Source organism: Massilia sp. CT11-108 (assembly GCF_047302915.1).
Classification (GTDB): Bacteria; Pseudomonadota; Gammaproteobacteria; order Burkholderiales; family Burkholderiaceae_D; genus Telluria; species Telluria orientalis.
In genome coordinates, this window is the sequence record NZ_JBKYMO010000064.1 from 1 (window position 1) to 18,218 (window position 18,218).

Here is an 18,218-nt window from a genome sequence, read left to right on the forward strand (position 1 = left end):
AAACCGCCAGGCCGTCATCGACGCCGCCAGCCGTCGATGCCGGTCTCCAGCGCGCGGTCGCAGGCCTGGGCGATCAGGTCGTCCTTGGACTTGAACTGCTTGTAGAACGCGCCGTGCGTGAGGCCGGCCGCGGCCATCAGCTCGGCGAGGCCGACGCCGTCGAAGCCCCGTTCGCGGAACAGGCGGCTGGCGGCGTCGATGACGGCCTGGCGGTTTTCCTCCGCCTGGATTCGATTGACTCGCATGGTTTCCTCCAAAATGGATGTCAATCATAATCCATTTTCCAAAATAGATGTCAAGCACAATCTATTTTTACTGCCGTAAAATACGTACTTTCGACAACGCAGCATCGTCCGCCATGCACATCAATCCCGAACGCAGCACCCGCCCCGACTACGACCTGCTGGTACGCCAGGTCGCCAGCGTCCTCGAGGGCGAGCGCGACCTCATCGCCAACGCATCGCAATTCTCGGCGCTCGTCTACGACACGCTCGCCGACCTGAACTGGGCCGGTTTCTACCTCACCGTGCCAGCGAAATCGGGCGACGGCCAGGACCTGCTCGTCGGCCCGTTCCAGGGCAAGCCCGCGTGCGCCCGCATTCCGTTCGGCCGCGGCGTGTGCGGCACGACGGCCGTCAAGCGCGAAACCATCGTCGTGCCGGACGTGCACGCGTTCCCGGGCCACATCGCGTGCGATTCGGCGTCGAATTCGGAAATCGTTATCCCGCTCGTCAAGAACGGCAGGCTGGTGGGCGTGTTCGATATCGACAGCCCGCTGCTCGACCGCTTTTCCGACGAGGACAAGGCCGGGCTGGAGGCCATGGTGGCGGCGTTTCTCGAGGCGACCGACTGCTGATTCCGTATACAATAACCGCCTGACCTTTCTCTCCCCCGCATCATGAACCAACTCGAACAGCTCAAGCAGTACACCACCGTGGTGGCCGACACCGGCGACTTCCAATCGATCAAGGCCTACGCGCCGCAGGACGCGACGACGAATCCGTCGCTGATCCTGAAGGCCGTCCAGAAGCCGGAATACCGTCCGCTGCTGGAAAAGACCATCGCCGACTTCCCGAACGCGTCGACCGAGGAAATCGTCGACCGCCTGCTGATCGCGTTCGGCACCGAGATCCTGAAGTTCGTGCCGGGCCGCGTCTCGACCGAAATCGACGCCGCCCTGTCGTTCGACACGGAAGCGACGGTCGCCAAGGGCCGCGAACTGATCGCCCTGTACGAAGCGGCCGGCATCCAGCGCTCGCGCGTGCTGATCAAGATCGCATCGACGTGGGAAGGCATCCGCGCCGCCGAGATCCTCGAGAAGGACGGCATCCGCTGCAACCTCACGCTGCTGTTCTCGCTGTGCCAGGCCGTCGCCTGCGCCGAAGCGGGCGTGCAACTGATCTCGCCGTTCGTCGGCCGCATCTACGACTGGTACAAGAAATCCACGGGCACCGACTACCAGGGTGCGGACGATCCGGGCGTGCAGTCGGTCAAGCGCATCTACCAGTACTACCGCAAGTTCGGCTACAAGACCGAGGTGATGGGCGCGAGCTTCCGTAACACGTCGCAGATCCTGGAACTGGCCGGCTGCGACCTGCTGACCATCTCGCCGGACCTGCTGCAGAAGCTGGCCGACACCGAAGGCGCCGTCGAGCGCAAGCTGGTGGCGGACGCGAATGCCGACATCGAGAAGATCGCCCTCGACGAAAAGACGTTCCGCTTCATGCTGAACGAGGACGCGATGGCGACCGAGAAGCTGGCCGAAGGCATCCGCGCGTTCTGCGCCGACTCCGGCAAGCTGAAGAAGATGATCGAAGAGATGCGCTGATCCGCACGGACCGCGCAAGTAAAACGGCAGCCCGCGGGCTGCCGTTTTTGTTTAACGCGTGAGCATCTGGCGCGGCCGCCTACTCCTGCAGGCTCTGGCCCGTATGGGCCGCCCGCTGCACGAGTCCCGCGTTCTGCTGGGTCACCGTGTCCATCTGCGTGATGGCCCGGTTCACCTGCTCGATGCCGCAGCGCGTCAGCAGCATAGCACCACGTATGCCCTCGCCGCGGCGGCGGGCATCGCGCTGCTGGGTGCTTGCATCAGCTTTGCGCGGCTGCACCCGCGGACGAAAGGCTGATGAGGGCCGGGATCACTGCGTGAACGCGATCAGTTCGATGTTCAGGTCACGCATCCCGGCCGGGGCATAGATCGCGATCGCTTCCGCTTTCAACGCATTGTCGTAGAGGCCGTTCCTGGTCGACACCGAGAAATAATACGTATCGGGACGGACCGGCACGGCGGCCGGCACCTGCGGCATGTGCGTCAGCGCGATGCCGGGAAGGGCCGACGCGACGATGCGTTCGATGTCGTCGGGCGATCCGATCTTGAACCGGATCGGCACGGCGGACACCAGCTCGAGCGCCGGCATGTCGGCGCTCACGGCAAGGCAAAGCTGCGTGTCCTGGGTCAGCTTTGCCGGATCGAGCGCACCTCTGAAATGCGTGCGGCGATTATCCTCGGCCACGAGCGGAATCGCGAAATACCTGGCCGAGATGACGGTATCGACGAGGTCCCGGATCACCGCATCGAGCTGCGCGAACGTGACGCCGGGATCCGCATGGTCGTAGGCCGGCAAGTCCGACGTCGCGTACCTGTCCGAAAAGGTCATCAGGCCGCCCGCAAGCGCGAGCAGCTTCTCGTACAGCGCTTCCGGGTGCTGTACGCGGGAACGCGCGCAGTGCTGCAGGGACGCGTTCGCCGTACTGATGATGTTAAGCATCCACCAGGACGTGATGTCGCCGGCGTGGACCTCGAAGGTGGACGCGTTCGTCTTCCGGTGCGCGGCGTGAAGGGACACGATCTTCGCGGTCAATGCACTCATCAGGCCGTCGAGCAGTTGCTGGAGCGGACGGGCAGCACCGATCGCCACGCACGGCGGGACAAACGTCGGATCGACCTCGAAACCGCCGCGCGGATCGCGATGGATGCGCAGCACGGGAAAACTGACGTGGCCATCGCGCGGCTCGGCATGCGAAACGAGCCGGACCCGCTTCTTCAGGAATGGCACGTCGATCGGCACCGCGTCGCTGAACAGGTCGGACGTCTCCGACTCGGCCAGCGCGTAGCGGCCGCCCTCCTCCGCATTCGCGCCATGCGGCCGCATGGTCGGAAGCGCGGCATACATCGTGAACGTATTGATGTCCTGGGGCAGCTGGGTCAGGTCGACCGGGACCGGCAGCAAGTCCGTCGCGGGTGCCTCGTAGACCGCCCCGTCCGGAAAGATCAGCGACATGGCCTGGGCTTCGAGCAGGTTGTGGCCCAGCGCATCCCTATTCCACTCCAGTAGACGGGCGCCCCAGAAATTCGGATTGAGCGCCGACGCCATCCTGAGCAACCGTGTCTCGTGATACAGGTCCTGCCTCTGGAAATGCTGGGGTCCCAGCGTCAACCCCTCGGACCACAAGATCTTCGCGCCCAAGCTCATCGTTGCCTCCCCGTTCAAAATTTGCTCAAGAAAGCATGGCTGGCATTGCGCATCGGTCTGTTGAGAGGGCGCAACTTTATTCTCAGCAAGAGGGGAATAATGGCGGCTTTAAAGGAAACCAGCATGCAGAGTTTCACGCCAGGTTTGTTCGACCGTCTGGATGCCGATGACGACGCCTTGCACACGTGGAAGGAGAGCATTACACGCGACCTGGAAGCGCTCCTCAACACCCGTTCCGCCCTGCTGCCCGATACGCTGGCCGACTATCCCGAAGTCAGCGGATCCATCGTGAACTACGGCCTGATCGATTTCGCCGGCATGTGCATGACGAGCGACACCGACCAGAAACGCATCTGCACCGCGGTCCGGCTGGCCATCGAGCGGCACGAGCCGAGGCTGCACAAGGTGACGGCGACGCTGCAGCCCAGGAAAGGCGCCATCAACCGGGTCGACTTCATGATCACCGCCCAACTGAAGAACGCGCCGGTAGCCGATCCGATGCTTTTCAACGCCGTGTTCCAGCCGTCGCTCCAACGCTATTCGATCCAGAGCGTGCGTAACGCTCCCTAGGCATACACATCATGGACGAACTGTTTGCGCAATACGAACGCGAGCTCGTCACCATGCGGCAGCTGTGCCGCGAATACGCCGAGCGCTATCCGAAAGTCGCGGCCAAGCTGCAGCTTGGCGGCGAGGCGTGCGACGATCCGCATGTCGAACGCCTGATCCAGTCCGTCGCCCTGCTGTGCGCGCGGGTGTCGAAGCGCCTGGACGACGCCTATCCGCAATTTACGGAAGCGCTGCTCAACCTCCTGTTTCCGCATTATCTGAGGCCGTTTCCGTCGTGCGCGATCGTGCGCTTCCTCCCGGCGGCCGGCGGCACCGGAACAGTACCGCGCGGGACGCTGCTCGAATCGGCACCGGTCCGCGGCGTGCACTGCAAATTCCAGACCGCATACGATGTCGCGCCATCCCCCGTCGCCATCACGTCCGCCCGCTTCGATGCGGTGATCCGCGCGCCCTCGTCGACCTCGGTCGCGCCGGGCGTGTCGGCGGCGATCGGCATCGAATTCGCGGCCCCGGTTCCAGCCGGTACCCCTGCGCGCATGCGGGTATATCTCGACGGTGACACGTCGTTCTGCGCGGCGCTGCGCGATGCGCTGTTCATGCGCACGGCGTCGGCTTACGTCCAGGCGGGCGCGAATGGCGCCTGGATGCCGCTCGGCGCGATACCGGTGTCGGCGGTCGGGTTTGGCGACGACGACGCCCTGATCCCGTTCGACGCCCGCTCGCACCGTGCCTACCGGCTCCTCGCTGAATACTTCGCCTTTCCGGAAAAATTCAACTTCGTCGACATCAATGTTGCCGCGCTCCGCGCCCGGCTGCCATCGGACTGCACCGCATTCACGCTGCACCTGGCGCTGGCGGGCATCGCGCCAGGATCGGACCAGGCCAGGATGCTCGCGGGCCTGTCGGCACAAAGCCTGCTCACCGGCTGCACCCCGGTCGTCAACCTGTTCAGGCAGCCGGCGGTCCCGGTCGCATACACGCAGCGCGCCGCGGAATACTCGGTCCTTGCCCATCCCGCGCATGCATCCGGGTATGAGGTGTATTCGGTCGACAGGGTCCACATGGTGCGGCAGCGCGGCAAGGACATCGCGCCCATCGAATTCCGTCCGTTTTATGCCCTTCGCCATGGCGAGAGCGATGCGCACAAGGGCCGCTACTGGATACTGCGCCATGACGACACGCTGGCGGTCACCAGCCCGGGCCATGAAAAAGTCATCGCGCTCGTCGATACCCACGGCGAGCCGCTCGACGTCGAGCAGACGACATTGTCGATCGACCTCACCTGCACCAACCGCGACCTGCCCTGCCTGTTGAAATGCGGGTCGACCGACGGCGACCTGACGATACCAGGCGCGGCGCAGGGCGGGAGGATACGTTTCCTGCGCAGGCCCACGCGTCCCCATCGCCTGGCGAACGGCCAGAGCGCCCATTGGCGCCTCATCTCCCACCTGACGCTGAATCACCGCGCCCTGGCGCTGGAAGGGGCCGACGGCCTGCGCGAGATGCTCGCGCTGTACGACTTCACCGGATCCGCGGTCTCGCGGCGCCAGATCGCCGGCGTCGTCGGCCTCGAACATGCCGAGACAACGGCGTGGATCAGGCACAAGCGCGGAGCCTCACTGGCACACGGGACCGAAGTGCGCCTGACGATCGACGAAGAGGCCTTCGTCGGCGCCGGCCTGCACCTGTTCGTGCAGGTCATCGACCAGTTCTTCGCGCTGTATGTCCAGATGAACAGTTTTATCGAGCTGGTGATCCTGTCACACCAAACCGGAGAGGAGCTGTTCCGATGCAAACAACGAAGTGGGAGCATGCCGTTGTCGTGATCGAGCGCCTGCTCGCGGCGCCGTACCGGTACAGCTTCGCACAACTGCTGAACATCCTCGTACGGATGCTGCGCCGACAGGGTATTCCGTACCCCCAGGCGTTCAATCAGGTGCTGCGCTTTCAAAACAGCGTGTCGCTGGCTTTTCCGGCAAGCGAGATCGAAAGCATGCAGGTCGAATCAATCGGCGCTGCCGGCACGCCCCGCATTCACATCACCCCCGCATTCATCGGATTGCTGGGCGCGAGCGGCACATTGCCGCTGCATGACACCGAACGGGCGGCCGCCAGGACGGGCGCGGCCGCCGACGAAAGCTGGAAGCCGTTCATCGACCTGTTTTCGAGCCGGGCCATCGGCCTCTTCTACGAGGCATGGGGAAAATACAGGGTCGAGCACGGCCTGGACACGCGCGCACGGGACGATCTGCTTCCGCTCCTGGCCGCATTGGGCGGTCTTCGGCCCACGAGTTTCGGACCGGACCGGCCCTTCGCATCGATTCCAGCGGAAGTCGCCGCCTTCTACGCCGGCCAGCTCAGGACACGCCCGATTGCCGCTTCGACCGTGGAACGTGTTCTCGGCGAGTACTTTGGCGTGCCCGTGCGCGTCGAAGAATTCGTCGGCGCCTGGGATCCGATACGGGCCGGGATCCGCAGCACGCTTGGCGTCACCGATCCCACCCTCGGCCATGGCGCCGCGCTGGGTGGGCGCACGTGGCGCAACGACTTGCGCGTCCGTCTGCATATCGGCCCCCTGGATGAGGAGCAGGCGAATGCATTCCTGCCGCATGGGCGGGCTCACGCGGCATTGAACGAGATGGTCAGCCTGTTTGCCGTGCCCGCCGTCCAGTATGAAGTCAGGCTGTTGCTGAGCAAGCCGTGTCTCAAGCCGCTGACCTTGAGGACCAAAGGGCAGGATCGGCGACGTCTGGGATGGAATTCATTCCTGACTGGTACGGAAGGCAAGGCGAGCCGGCCGGAGATTCGGGCGGCCCTTCAGCTCCTTGCTGCCAATCAAAGTTAGCGGCCATTCGGTTGAGTACCTTAACCGGCGGAAATCAGAAACCTGACAAACCATTGGAGGCATTGCATGGATGGGAGTCAAGCGATCGCGGCAGGCGCTGCGCTGTCGGTGTTCAGTCTCAATGCGCAGCACGACCGCTTGATGCGCCTGGCATTCCCCCGGGGGGACGGGCCTGATCCCATTCTCCTGCCGAATCGATTGAACGCGCACGAAGAAATCTGCCGCTGCTTCCGCTATGAGGTCGAACTCCTGTCGGACGACGCACGGATTCCCTTGAAGGCGATGATGGGCAGGATGGTGACGATTTCCATCGTGCGCGAAGACGGCTCGCTGCGCTACTTCAACGGCTACGTCACCGAATTCCGTTTCCTGCGCGCGGACGGCGGTTTCGCGTTCTATCGCATGGTGCTCGAACCGTGGCTGGCATTCGCCAGGCTGCGCAAGGACAACGTGTCGTTCCATGGCAAGAGCGTCATCGAGATAACCGAACTGACGTTCGCGCATTACCGCCAGGCCGACTGGAATCCGGTCATCGTCGGCGACTATCCGCGTATTACCTGTGCCAACCAGTACGATGAAACCGACTACAACCACCTGCACCGCCGCTGGGAAGATCTCGGGCTGCACTACTGGTACGAGCACCGGGCGGATGGGCATACGCTCTGGCTCAGTGACAGGAGCACGCTTGCGCAGCCCATCGATCCGTCCGGCATCGACGATTCGGGAGAGATCCCGTTCCGCGACAAGGCCGGTTCGCTCGAAGACGACGGCATACGCGAATGGAGTCCCGTGCGGCGGCTCGGTTCCGGCCAGACGACCCTGGCCAGCTTCGATTACAAGAACCCGGTCGTGCAGCGGTCGACCGCCGAGTCCCTGAATAACCAGGGCGACGTCTTTCCCTATGAAATCTACGAAAACACGGGCTCGTATGGCTTCCGCACCCACGACGAGGGCGAACGGATCGCACAGCAGCGCATGGGCGAGCGCGATGCGAACACGCAGTATTTCGAAGCCCGTGGCAACGATCGCACTGCCCAGCCGGGCCGGTGCTTCAAGCTCGGCGGCCATTTCAGCGCCGAACTGCGCGTTCCCAAGCGCGGCGAGCCGGCGCAGCCCAGCATACGCGACCGCGACTACCTGATCCTGAGCGTCGACCACGAAGCCAGCAACAACTACCAGGCCGGGCCGGGCGCACCGTCGCATTACGAGAATTCGTTCCGGTGCGTGCGCAAGGATATCCAGTGGCGTCCGGGCAGGCACTACAACAGCAAGCCCTGCACTTATCCCGGCATTCAGACGGCTATCGTGGTCGGGCCGGCCGGTTCCGAGATTCACACCGATGGCTATGGGCGCGTCAAGGTCCAGTTTCACTGGGACAGGCTGGGAAATTATGACGAGAACAGTTCGCCCTGGATTCGTGTCATGTCGCCGGGGGCCGGGAGCGAGTTTGGAAATATTCGCTTGCCGCGGGTTGGCGAGGAAGTGGCGGTGGTCTATCTCGACGGGAACATCGACCATCCAGTAATTCTAGGATCGTTGTACAACGTCACGCACATGCCGCCTTGGCAGTTGCCTGAGCAGCAGGCTTTAAGCGGGTTGCGAAGCCGGGAGCTGCAGGCGGGAGAAGGCAGCGGACGCGGTAATCATCTGGTGCTCGACGATACCGCCGGGAAGATTCAGGCGCAGCTGAAAAGCGATCATCAATGCAGCCAATTGTCGCTTGGGCACATTACCCGTGTCGAGGACACGTCCGGCAGAAAAGAGTTTCGCGGTGAAGGGTGGGAATTACGCACAGACGGGCACGGGGCACTGCGCTCAGCAGAAGGAATGCTTGTGACCACTGAGCGGCGCGCTCAGGGCCAATTGCATATCACTGATATAAAAGAAACGCTGCAGCGTCTCGGAGACGCACAACTGTTGCATGAAAAACAGGCGAACAGCGCCATTGAATTCCAAGCTCAAGAATGGGGGCAACAGGATGACGTGGCAGACATAGTGCAGAGGCAAAACCTAGCTTTAGCTGGACGTACAGGCGAATTCCCTGAGTTCGAGGAACCACACCTTGTTTTGGCAAGCGCGGCAGGGATGGTCGCTTCAACTGTTCAAACTACCCATATATCCAGCGAGCAACATATCGCTTTGACTGCGAAAGGAGATATATCGTTTGCGGCTGGCGATAGCTTCTTGTCAAGCATCAAGCAGACTTTTCGACTATTTGTTGAAAAAGCCGGAATGAAGCTAATTGCCGCAGCAGGCAAGATCACGGTGCAGGCAAAACAAGATCAGATCGAGCTCATCGCTGCAAAGGTGATGAGCATTATTAGCAATGAAGAGTGGATAAATCTGAATGGGAAGAAAGGAATACGGCTGCACGGTGCAGGTTCGGTCCTGGAAATAAGTGACAAAGTACAGTTTTTCACCAAATCGCCTACATTATTCCATGGCAATCTCGAAACATTGGCACCGGCCGCGCCGAGTTCCGATTCCACATCTCCCCGTGCGTTCGAGCCCGCTCAATCAGAGTCCAAACACGCATTTGACGAACAATTCCGACTCATTGCAGCTGATGGGCATACGCCAATCGCCAACCGCTCTTACCGAATCGTTGCAGATGATGGGCAAATTTGGGAAGGTCGCAGTGATAGCGATGGCTTTACACAGCGCGTAGTTACCAAGTCTTCTTTAAAACTTTCACTATTTTTGCTACCAGACTGATATTCTTCTACCGGAGGAAAGATGCCCGAGGCAATTATTTCAAATGCGATTACAAACCCGATGCCAGGATCGATTGTTACTGTCAAAATTGACGACTATGTGTGCCTACTCACCATTGAAAAAAACAAATATGGTGATGATTTGCCCATAATTCCAACTGAATCTCGAACAGAAAAAAATAAGGTACTCTATCAGCTAAAACTTTTAGCAAAATTAACTCAGCACAAAGCTGGAACCCCTGTTTCCGGGCATTCCTTTTCCCTAAAATCCAACCGTTCTTGCGACCGTGTAGAGTCAAAAGGGAGAACAAATACCCAGGGCGAAATGACATTCGTTCTTTTCACCCGAGAACCTGGTGAACTCGAACTGACTGTACCAACTGCGGGAATTACTATGCTCAGCTTCAAAATAAAGTTGCAGGAGGCTTGGTATGAATCCTTGTTTCTCATCACCGGCTACCATGTTTGTGAAGAGGGTGATTTTTCTGGAGAATTAGTGGAGGGACAAGGTTTGGATGAGAAGCATAAGGATGACTTCCTTTACGGAGCGGCAGGGATAGCAATGCAAGGAACAGGAAAAGCAAGCGACGGCAGATATATACGTCTCGACAACAAACCCGGAATCTGGCATAAAAATAAAAAAGGCAATCCCGATCGATTAGATAATCCGTCCGCAGCCAAATTTTCGTACACTGACAAATTTTACGGAAAATATGGCATAGTCAAGGAAAATCATTCAATAGCGATTGATAACTCAGTAATCCCGAAAAAATCCAAAGTGAGCATAGAGGGCTTAGGAGAAAGAGTAGCCGATGACTCCGGCGGGGGCATACGCCTATATCACATCGACAATTTTCTTGGATCAGGAGCGACGGTAGTAAAAGACTGGCTAAAAAGCGGGATAAATCATACACAGCGAGCGGTCAAATATTTAGGAGTTGCGTAATGAATAATGCTCGTCGATTTATCGTGTTTTTGACGACCAGCGTCCTCGTGACGAACGTTTATGGTGAAATACTAAAAAAGGTTTATCTCGATAGCAAACAAAACGTACATATCGTTGACGACCATGGACGCGACACGCGAATAACAAATAAGGGAAATGCTAACCATTTAAAACTGGCGCCTGACGGAGAAACCGTGGCCTGGCTTGCTATGAATACTTGGACAGCAGAAGGTGATGATGGGCCAGGTTCCGAAGAACTAATAATCTATCGCAATGGAAAACGCAACTCAATTAAATGCACGCCCTTCATTCGAGATTATTGGTTTTGGATGAATGGGACTCAAATAGCTATTGACTGCGGCGCAAGACATTTCGCAGGACGCGAAATCCTTTATGACACCAGAACCATGCGGGAGCTTTCAAGTTTTGATGAGGCCAAAGTGCCATTAGAGAAACGACCTGACTGGTCGGACGCTGACAACTAATCTTATGATTTGCCGCTACAAAATGGACAATCTATCAGTTTTCCAATTAGTCCACATAAGGAAATCGACGTGATACATAACGGACGTGGTGTGATCCGCCTCAACGACAAAACCGACCACGGCGGTCAAGTCATCAGCGCATCCTCGGGCACAACCGTGATGGGTATGGCCGCAGCACTTCAAGACGACATGACGCGTTGCCCCAAGTGCAAAGGCAACTTCGCAATCAAACCTGATGGAGCTGGCGCACGACACGAAGGCAAGCCGTACGCCTATGACGGGGACATGACGGAATGCGGCGCACGACTGATAACATCATTGTGAATCGGATCGCTGCCGCCGCGTGATCAGTCGCATCGTTGATGCCCAAAACACGTTAAAACTCTACGCACGTCCCGTCCTCAACCCCTCCAGATACGGATCGATCACACACTTCCCCAGCGCCAGCAAATCGAAATCCTGCGGATCGAACATCCAGTTGCGAATCAACCCATCGATCATGGTCCACAGCCCCAGCGCCACGCGGGCCGGATCGATGTCGCGTGAGATGAGTCCCTTGTCGATGGCCAGGCGGATGCGGCGCTCGGCCCGGCTCTTCCAGTTGGCCAGGTTGTCCTGGCGCCGCTGCCGCACCGCATCCATCTCGCCCACGAACTCCACCTTCAGCGTGGCGATCTCGAACACGCGCCGCGCCCCCGGATCGTTGACCGTCCGGTCCAGCACCGCCAGCATGTGGTTGCGCAGGTCGACCAGCGGGTCGTCCGACTCCACCTGGTCCAGCACCTGCATCTCCGCCTCCAGCGGCAGGATCGCCCGCTCCATCATCGCGTTGAACAACGCACCCTTGTCGTCAAAGTGCCAATAAATGGCGCCGCGCGTCACACCGGCCGCGGTTGCGATATGCTGCAACGTTGTACGAGAAACACCCTGTTCGACGAACAATTTTTCAGCAGCATCCAAAATGCTGTCGCGGGTCGCTGCCGCTTCTTCCTTGGTTCTGCGGGCCATCCGCCTGACTCTCCGTTTTTATAGGTAGGAAACATTAAACATACACTCGTGATAGTATATCGGGGTTTTCCCAAAAGTCAGTAGTAAAACCGCCTGTTGTGCCGAAGAAGTGTCGCAGGACGGTTTTATTCTTTTTTCCACAAGAAGGAAGCATTGAATGCGCTCTGCCAACTCCTCCTCCCTCACCCTGTCCAGGATCGCCGCGTGCACCCTGGTCGCCGTGGTCATGCTGTCGGCCTGCGGCTCCAAGGATAACGCCCAGGCCGGTCCAGGCGCCGCTGGCGCCAAGATGCCGCCTCCCCAGGTCGGCGTCATCACCACGAAGATCCAGCCGGTCGCACTCGAGACCGAACTGCCGGCCCGCGTCGAGGCAATCCGCACGGCCGAAGTCCGCGCCCGCGTCAACGGCGTCGTGCTGAAGCGCCTGTTCACCGAGGGCAGCTTGGTCAAGCAGGGCCAGTCGCTGTTCCAGATCGATCCGGAGCCCTACCAGGCCCAGCTGAACGCTGCCCAGGCCGCGCTCGGCCGTGCCCAGGCGAACCTGACGTCGACCTCCGCCACGGTCGAGCGCTACAAGCCGCTCGTCGAGGCGCAGGCCGTCAGCAAGCAGGAATTCACGAACGCCGTCGCCGCCCTGAAGCAGGCCGAGGCGGACGTCAATTCGGCCAGGGCCCAGGTGCGCATCGCCAAGATCAACGCCGACTACGCGAACGTGTACGCCCCGATCTCGGGCCGCATCGGCCGCGCGCTCGTGACGGAAGGCGCGCTCGTCTCCGCCACCGAAGCGACGCAGATGGCGCTGATCCAGCAGACCGACAACGTCTACCTGAACATCACCCAATCCGCCGCCGAACTGCAGCGCCTGCGCAAGAACGCCGGCGACAAGGGCCTCGGCGGCAGCGTACCGGTGACCGTCGTCGCGGACGACGGCACCGTGCTGCCGACGAAGGGCAAGCTGCTGTTCTCGGACATCACCGTCGACCCGACGAGCGGCCAGGTCACGTTGCGCGCCCAGGCGGCGAACCGGGACAACGCCCTGCTGCCGGGCCAGTACGTGCGCGTGCGCCTGGCGCAGGCCGAGCTGCCGAACGGCATCCTGGTGCCGCAGCAGGCCGTCACCCGCGGCGGCCCGAACGGCGATACGCTGACCGTGATCGGCGCGGACAACAAGCCGACCCCGCGCACGGTGAAAATCGGTTCGCAGAACGGCGAGAACTGGGTCGTCACGGATGGCCTCAAGGAAGGCGAGCGCGTGATGGTGGACGGCTTCCAGAAGCTGCAGATGCTGCCGCCGGGTACGCCGGTGCAGCCGGCGCCCCGGCAGCCCCGGCCGCGGCCAATGCGCAGGCGTCCGCCGCGCCCGCCGGCGAGTAAGCAGGCAAGGCTAGATAAACAGGAACCACAATGGCACGTTTTTTTATTGACCGCCCCATTTTTGCCTGGGTGATCGCGCTGTTCATCATGGTGCTTGGCGGCGTCGCCATCAAGCAGCTGCCGATCGCGCAATATCCGACCGTGGCGCCGCCGTCGATCGTCGTCAGCGTCGCGTACCCGGGCGCTTCCGCGCAAACGCTGGAAGATTCCGTCATCTCCGTCATCGAACGCGAGATGAACGGTGCCGAAGGCATGATCTACATGGAGTCGACCAGCCAGGCCAACGGCACCGGCTCCATCACGATCAGCTTCGAGACCGGCACCAATCCCGACCTGGCCCAGGTCGACGTCCAGAACCGCCTCGCGCGCGCGACCCCGCGCCTGCCGGCCGCGGTGACCCAGCAGGGTGTGCGCGTCGACAAGGCCCGTTCGAACTTCCTGCTGTTCACGATTCTCTCGTCCGACGACCCGACCTGGGACACCGTCGCGCTGGGCGACTACGCGTCGCGCAACGTACTGCCCGAGATCCAGCGGATCAAGGGCGTCGGCCAGGCGCAGCTGTTCGGTACCGAGAAGGCGATGCGCATCTGGATCGACCCGGCCAAGCTGGTCGGCTTCAACCTGTCGCCGGATGACGTCAACACCGCGATCCGCCAGCAGAACGCCCAGGTGGCATCCGGCACGATCGGCGACCTGCCCGTGGCCAAGGGCCAGCAGATCACCGCGACCGTCGTCGTCACGGGCCAGCTGGCCACCGTCGAGCAGTTCGGCAACATCGTGCTGCGCGCGAATCCGGACGGCTCCACCGTGCGCCTGAAGGACGTCGCCCGCATCGAGATCGGCGGCCAGGCCTACGCCACGTCGACCCGCCTGAACGGCAAGCCGTCGACGGGTATCGGCGTGCAGCTGTCGCCGACCGGTAACGCGCTGGAAACCGCGAAGCTGATCAAGGCACGCATGAATCAGCTGCAGAAGTACTTCCCGAAAGGCATGAAGTACTCGATCCCCTACGACAGCACGAAATTCATCCAGATCTCGATCAGCCAGGTGGTGGAAACCCTGATCGAGGCCGTGATCCTCGTGTTCATCGTGATGTACGTGTTCCTGCAGAACTTCCGCTACACGATCATCCCGACCATCGTCGTCCCGGTCGCCCTGCTGGGCTCCTTCGCGACACTCCTCGCGATGGGCTTCTCGATCAACGTGCTGACGATGTTCGGCATGGTCCTCGTGATCGGTATCGTCGTCGACGATGCGATCGTGGTGGTGGAAAACGTCGAACGCATCATGTCCGAGGAAGGCCTGCCCCCGCTGCAGGCCACGCGCAAGGCGATGGGCCAGATCTCCGGCGCCATCATCGGCGTGACCGTCGTGCTGATGTCCGTGTTCGTGCCGCTGGCATTCTTCCAGGGCGCGGTCGGCAACATCTACCGCCAGTTCTCGATCGTGATGGTGTCGTCGATCGGCTTCTCGGCGTTCATGGCGCTGTCCCTCACGCCGGCGCTGTGCGCGCACCTGCTCAAGCCCGTGGAAGCGGGCCACCACATGGAGAAGAAAGGCTTCTTCGGCTGGTTCAACCGCACGTTCACGACGGGCGCCAAGCGCTACGAAGGCATCGTCGGCAAGATGCTCAAGCGTTCCGGCCGCGCGCTGGTCGTGTTCGTCCTGCTGGTCGGCATCGTCGGCCTGATGTTCGCGCGCCTGCCGAACTCGTTCCTGCCGAACGAAGACCAGGGCTACATCATCGCCAACATCCAGCTGCCGCCGGGCGCCACCGCCAACCGCACCAACGTCGTCCTGCACGCGCTGGAAGACTATGTGCTGAAGCAGCCGGAAGTGGCCGACATGGTCGCCGTGACGGGCTTCTCGTTCACGGGGCAGGGCCAGAACATGGGCCTCGCGTTCATCCCGCTGAAATCGTGGGACGAGCGCAAGGGCAAGGGCCAGAGCGCGCAGGATCTCGCGGGCCGCATCACGGGCCACATGATGGCGCTGCGCGACTCGTTCATCTTCGTCGTGAGCCCGCCGCCGATCCCGGAACTGGGCCGCGGCACCGGCTTCTCGTTCCGCCTGCAGGACCGCGGCGGCCTCGGTCACGCCGCCCTGCTCCAGGCGCGTAACCAGCTTCTCGGCATGGCGATGCAGAGCAAGGTGCTGACGGGCATCCGTCCTGAAGGCCTCGAAGATGCGCCGCAGCTGAAGCTGAACATCGACCGCGACAAGGCGCAGGCCCTGGGCGTGACGTTCGGCGCCATCAACACGGCGCTGTCGACGTCGCTCGGTTCCGCGTACGTGAACGACTTCCCGAACGCCGGCCGCCTGCAGCGCGTGATCGTGCAGGCCGACGCGCCGGAGCGCATGCAACCGGAAGACCTGCTGCGCATCAACGCCCTGAACACGAAGGGCCAGCCGGTGCCGCTGTCCGCGTTCGCGACGACACAATGGATCACGGGTCCGATGCAGACGTCGCGCTACAACGGCTATTCGTCGATGAGCATCACGGGCGATGCCGCCCAGGGCTATTCGACCGGCCAGGCGCTCGACGAGATGCAGGCGCTGGCCGCCAAGCTGCCGGCCGGCTTCGCGTATGAATGGACCGGCCAGTCGCGCGAGGAAATCCTCGCCGGTTCGACCGTGTTCGTGCTGATCGGCTTCGCGCTGCTGGCCGTGTTCCTGGCGCTGGCCGCGCTGTACGAAAGCTGGTCGATCCCGGTGGCCGTGCTGCTCGTCGTGCCGCTGGGCGTGCTCGGTTCGCTGCTCGCGGCATCGATGCGCGGGCTGTCCAACGACGTGTACTTCAAGGTGGGCCTGATCACCATCATCGGCCTGGCCGCGAAGAACGCGATCCTGATCGTGGAATTCGCGAAGGACCTGCAGGCGCAGGGCAAGTCGCCGTTCGAAGCGGCGCTGCAGGCGGCGCACCTGCGCTTCCGTCCGATCATCATGACGTCGCTCGCGTTCATCCTCGGCGTGCTGCCGCTGGTGGTCGCCAGCGGCGCCGGCGCCGCGTCGCAGCGCGCGATCGGTACGGGCGTGATGGGCGGCATGTTGACGGCGACGGCATTGGGCGTGTTCTTCGTGCCCGTGTTCTTCGTCGTCATCCGCGGATTCTTCAAGGGCAGCGAACGCCAGCGCAAGAAGTACGCGCACGAAGAAGAAAACACTGTCATCGACTCGAAAATCTGATGAACAACATGAAACGACTCACTCCCCTGGCCCTGGCCCTCGTACTGGCCGGCTGCGTGAACCTGGCGCCCAAGTACGAGCGGCCGCAAGCGCCGGTGGCGGGTGCCTTCCCGACCGTGGAAGGCACGGTCAACAGCGGCAACGCCGTCGCGAACGAGGCGCCCGCCGCCATCGCGTGGCAGCGCTTCTTCACCGATCCGCGCCTGCAGCAGCTGATCACGCTGGCCCTGGAAAACAACCGCGACCTGCGCGTTGCCATCCTCAACATCGAGGCGGCACGGGCGCAGTACCAGATCCAGCGCTCGAACCAGTTCCCGGCCATTAACGCCGGCATCACGGGCCAGCGCCAGACGACGGGCAAGGACGAGCCGATCAGCAGCGTGTACCAGGCCGGCCTCTCGGTGTCGGCGTTCGAGCTGGACTTCTCCAGCCGCGTGCGCAACCTGTCCGACGCCGCGCTGGCGCAATTCCTCGCCACCGAGGAAGCGCGCAAGACGGCGCAGATCAGCCTGATCGCGCAGGTCGCCAACACGTACCTGACGTTCCTCGCGGACGAGGAATTGCTGTCCCTGACGCAGCAGACCCTGAAGACGCGCGAGGAATCGCTGCGCCTGACCAACCTGCGCTTCGAGAACGGCGTCTCGTCCAAGCTCGACCTGCAGCAGGCCGTGTCGCTCGTCGAACAGGCGCGCACCACGCTGGCCCAGGCCCAGCGCCAGCGCGCGCAGGACCTGAACCTGCTCACCTTGCTGATCGGCCAGACGATCCCCGGCAACCTGCCGGCCGGCGCCACGCTCGCGACGACGAACCTGCCGGACCTCCCGGCCGGGATGCCGTCCGACCTGCTGGCGACCCGTCCGGACATCCGTTCGGCCGAGCAGCAGCTGATCGCGGCCAACGCCAACATCGGCGCGGCGCGCGCGAACTACTTCCCGCGCATCACCTTGACGGGCAGCGCGGGCACGGCCAGTTCCGAGCTCTCCGGCCTGTTCAAGAGCGGCACGTTCGGCTGGACGTTTGCGCCGCAGGCGATCCTGCCGCTGTTCGACTTCGGCCGCACCCGCGCCGGCGTCGAGAGCGCCCGTGCCCAGCGCGACATCGCCGTCGCGCAGTACGAAAAGTCGATCCAGACCGCGTTCCGCGAAGTGGCGGACGCACTGGCCGGCCAGGCCACGTACAGCGAACAGCTGCGCGCCCAGCAGGCCGTGGCGGCCGCCGAGACGGACCGCTTCAACCTGTCCGACCTCCGCTACCGCAACGGCACCGCGAGCTACCTGGACCTGCTGGACGCCCAGCGCTCGCTGTTCACCGCGCAGCAGCAGGCCATCCAGGCCAACCTGCTGCGCCTGCAGAACCAGGTCACGCTGTACCGCGTGCTGGGGGGTGGCTGGAGCGAAGCGGGGCCGGCGACGGCGGCACGCTGAGTTAGCCCGTCGTTCCCGCGCAGGCGGGAACCCAATCTGCACGCGCCACCGCAGCGCATGAACTTGGATCCCCGCCTGCGCGGGGATGACGTTTCAAGCGCAGGCAAAGTTATTGCCGCGCGCCATTGGCACGATCCCGACCGGGGCCGGCCGCGATTTCGGTATCATGAAATAGCAGGCCGGCCCCGGTTTT

The 18,218-nt window shown here is 62.0% G+C and carries 16 protein-coding genes; 12 read left to right on the top strand and 4 right to left on the bottom strand.

The window, feature by feature from the left end:
* Positions 1-14 precede the first annotated feature (14 nt).
* Entirely contained in the window at positions 15-245 is a 231-nt protein-coding gene (locus ACEN88_RS08215; RefSeq protein ID WP_413338632.1) for a TetR family transcriptional regulator, read from the bottom strand.
* A 113-nt stretch (positions 246-358) separates the two neighbouring features.
* Here ACEN88_RS08215 and ACEN88_RS08220 point away from each other — a divergent pair, with 113 nt between their 5' ends.
* Positions 359-856 (top strand): GAF domain-containing protein, encoded by a 498-nt coding sequence (locus tag ACEN88_RS08220; RefSeq protein WP_413338634.1) that lies wholly within the window; start codon positions 359-361, stop codon positions 854-856.
* Between the two features lie 42 nt (positions 857-898).
* Positions 899-1,828 carry a transaldolase gene (gene tal, locus ACEN88_RS08225; RefSeq protein WP_413338635.1) on the top strand — a complete coding sequence of 310 codons (930 nt, stop codon included), beginning with the start codon at positions 899-901 and terminating at the stop codon, positions 1,826-1,828.
* A 79-nt stretch (positions 1,829-1,907) separates the two neighbouring features.
* On the opposite strand, the gene ACEN88_RS08230 is transcribed toward tal, so the two are convergent.
* Positions 1,908-2,033: a hypothetical protein gene (locus ACEN88_RS08230; protein WP_413338658.1), complete on the bottom strand. Its 126-nt coding sequence runs from the start codon at positions 2,031-2,033 to the stop codon at positions 1,908-1,910.
* Positions 2,034-2,138: 105 nt separating this feature from the next.
* Positions 2,139-3,473, bottom strand: coding sequence for a type VI secretion system baseplate subunit TssK (gene tssK / locus ACEN88_RS08235; RefSeq protein WP_413338637.1), 1,335 nt, complete (start codon positions 3,471-3,473; stop codon positions 2,139-2,141).
* 123 nt (positions 3,474-3,596) lie between these two features.
* Here tssK and tssE point away from each other — a divergent pair, with 123 nt between their 5' ends.
* The 7 genes from tssE to ACEN88_RS08270 all read left to right on the top strand — a co-directional run bounded on the left by tssE (position 3,597) and on the right by ACEN88_RS08270 (position 11,357).
* Positions 3,597-4,043, top strand: coding sequence for a type VI secretion system baseplate subunit TssE (tssE, locus tag ACEN88_RS08240; protein ID WP_413338639.1), 447 nt, complete (start codon positions 3,597-3,599; stop codon positions 4,041-4,043).
* Between the two features lie 11 nt (positions 4,044-4,054).
* Complete coding sequence (tssF, locus tag ACEN88_RS08245) at positions 4,055-5,869, top strand: type VI secretion system baseplate subunit TssF (RefSeq protein WP_413338641.1); 1,815 nt, start codon at positions 4,055-4,057, stop codon at positions 5,867-5,869.
* Entirely contained in the window at positions 5,833-6,888 is a 1,056-nt protein-coding gene (tssG, locus tag ACEN88_RS08250; RefSeq protein ID WP_413338643.1) for a type VI secretion system baseplate subunit TssG, read from the top strand. The genes tssF and tssG overlap by 37 nt, the downstream gene beginning before the upstream one ends.
* 66 nt (positions 6,889-6,954) lie before the next feature.
* Entirely contained in the window at positions 6,955-9,603 is a 2,649-nt protein-coding gene (locus ACEN88_RS08255; protein WP_413338645.1) for a type VI secretion system Vgr family protein, read from the top strand.
* Between the two features lie 21 nt (positions 9,604-9,624).
* Positions 9,625-10,548: a 3D domain-containing protein gene (locus tag ACEN88_RS08260; protein WP_413338646.1), complete on the top strand. Its 924-nt coding sequence runs from the start codon at positions 9,625-9,627 to the stop codon at positions 10,546-10,548.
* The gene (locus tag ACEN88_RS08265) at positions 10,548-11,033 is read left to right on the top strand and encodes a hypothetical protein (protein ID WP_413338648.1); all 486 of its coding nucleotides are present in this window, start codon (positions 10,548-10,550) and stop codon (positions 11,031-11,033) included. Before ACEN88_RS08260 ends, ACEN88_RS08265 begins: the two co-directional genes overlap by 1 nt.
* 90 nt (positions 11,034-11,123) lie before the next feature.
* Positions 11,124-11,357: a PAAR domain-containing protein gene (locus ACEN88_RS08270; protein ID WP_413338649.1), complete on the top strand. Its 234-nt coding sequence runs from the start codon at positions 11,124-11,126 to the stop codon at positions 11,355-11,357.
* 60 nt (positions 11,358-11,417) lie between these two features.
* Here the strand turns inward: ACEN88_RS08270 and ACEN88_RS08275 are convergent, their stop codons facing one another.
* Entirely contained in the window at positions 11,418-12,041 is a 624-nt protein-coding gene (locus ACEN88_RS08275) for a TetR family transcriptional regulator (RefSeq protein WP_413338651.1), read from the bottom strand.
* A 157-nt stretch (positions 12,042-12,198) separates the two neighbouring features.
* On the opposite strand from ACEN88_RS08275, the gene ACEN88_RS08280 reads away from it, so the two are divergent.
* From ACEN88_RS08280 to ACEN88_RS08290, 3 genes are read left to right on the top strand one after another with little or no spacing between them, the layout of a single operon-like run.
* The gene (locus tag ACEN88_RS08280; protein WP_413338653.1) at positions 12,199-13,488 is read left to right on the top strand and encodes an efflux RND transporter periplasmic adaptor subunit; all 1,290 of its coding nucleotides are present in this window, start codon (positions 12,199-12,201) and stop codon (positions 13,486-13,488) included.
* Positions 13,446-16,601: an efflux RND transporter permease subunit gene (locus ACEN88_RS08285; protein ID WP_413338654.1), complete on the top strand. Its 3,156-nt coding sequence runs from the start codon at positions 13,446-13,448 to the stop codon at positions 16,599-16,601. Before ACEN88_RS08280 ends, ACEN88_RS08285 begins: the two co-directional genes overlap by 43 nt.
* 8 nt (positions 16,602-16,609) lie before the next feature.
* A complete protein-coding gene (locus tag ACEN88_RS08290; protein ID WP_413338656.1) occupies positions 16,610-18,025 on the top strand; it encodes an efflux transporter outer membrane subunit in 1,416 nt (471 codons plus the stop codon).
* Positions 18,026-18,218 lie beyond the last annotated feature (193 nt).

Excerpts from the sequence above, each read along its gene's own strand:
- tssE (WP_413338639.1), top strand. The coding sequence starts at position 3,597 with ATGCAGAGTTTCACGCCAGGTTTGTTCGACCGTCTGGATGCCGATGAC.
- tal (WP_413338635.1), top strand. The coding sequence starts at position 899 with ATGAACCAACTCGAACAGCTCAAGCAGTACACCACCGTGGTGGCCGAC.
- ACEN88_RS08220 (WP_413338634.1), top strand. The coding sequence starts at position 359 with ATGCACATCAATCCCGAACGCAGCACCCGCCCCGACTACGACCTGCTG.
- ACEN88_RS08260 (WP_413338646.1), top strand. The coding sequence starts at position 9,625 with ATGCCCGAGGCAATTATTTCAAATGCGATTACAAACCCGATGCCAGGA.
- ACEN88_RS08255 (WP_413338645.1), top strand. The coding sequence starts at position 6,955 with ATGGATGGGAGTCAAGCGATCGCGGCAGGCGCTGCGCTGTCGGTGTTC.
- ACEN88_RS08285 (WP_413338654.1), top strand. The coding sequence starts at position 13,446 with ATGGCACGTTTTTTTATTGACCGCCCCATTTTTGCCTGGGTGATCGCG.
- tssG (WP_413338643.1), top strand. The coding sequence starts at position 5,833 with ATGCAAACAACGAAGTGGGAGCATGCCGTTGTCGTGATCGAGCGCCTG.
- ACEN88_RS08265 (WP_413338648.1), top strand. The coding sequence starts at position 10,548 with ATGAATAATGCTCGTCGATTTATCGTGTTTTTGACGACCAGCGTCCTC.
- tssK (WP_413338637.1), bottom strand. The coding sequence starts at position 3,473 with ATGAGCTTGGGCGCGAAGATCTTGTGGTCCGAGGGGTTGACGCTGGGA.
- ACEN88_RS08290 (WP_413338656.1), top strand. The coding sequence starts at position 16,610 with ATGAAACGACTCACTCCCCTGGCCCTGGCCCTCGTACTGGCCGGCTGC.
- tssF (WP_413338641.1), top strand. The coding sequence starts at position 4,055 with ATGGACGAACTGTTTGCGCAATACGAACGCGAGCTCGTCACCATGCGG.
- ACEN88_RS08230 (WP_413338658.1), bottom strand. The coding sequence starts at position 2,033 with ATGCTGCTGACGCGCTGCGGCATCGAGCAGGTGAACCGGGCCATCACG.
- ACEN88_RS08215 (WP_413338632.1), bottom strand. The coding sequence starts at position 245 with ATGCGAGTCAATCGAATCCAGGCGGAGGAAAACCGCCAGGCCGTCATC.
- ACEN88_RS08275 (WP_413338651.1), bottom strand. The coding sequence starts at position 12,041 with ATGGCCCGCAGAACCAAGGAAGAAGCGGCAGCGACCCGCGACAGCATT.
- ACEN88_RS08280 (WP_413338653.1), top strand. The coding sequence starts at position 12,199 with ATGCGCTCTGCCAACTCCTCCTCCCTCACCCTGTCCAGGATCGCCGCG.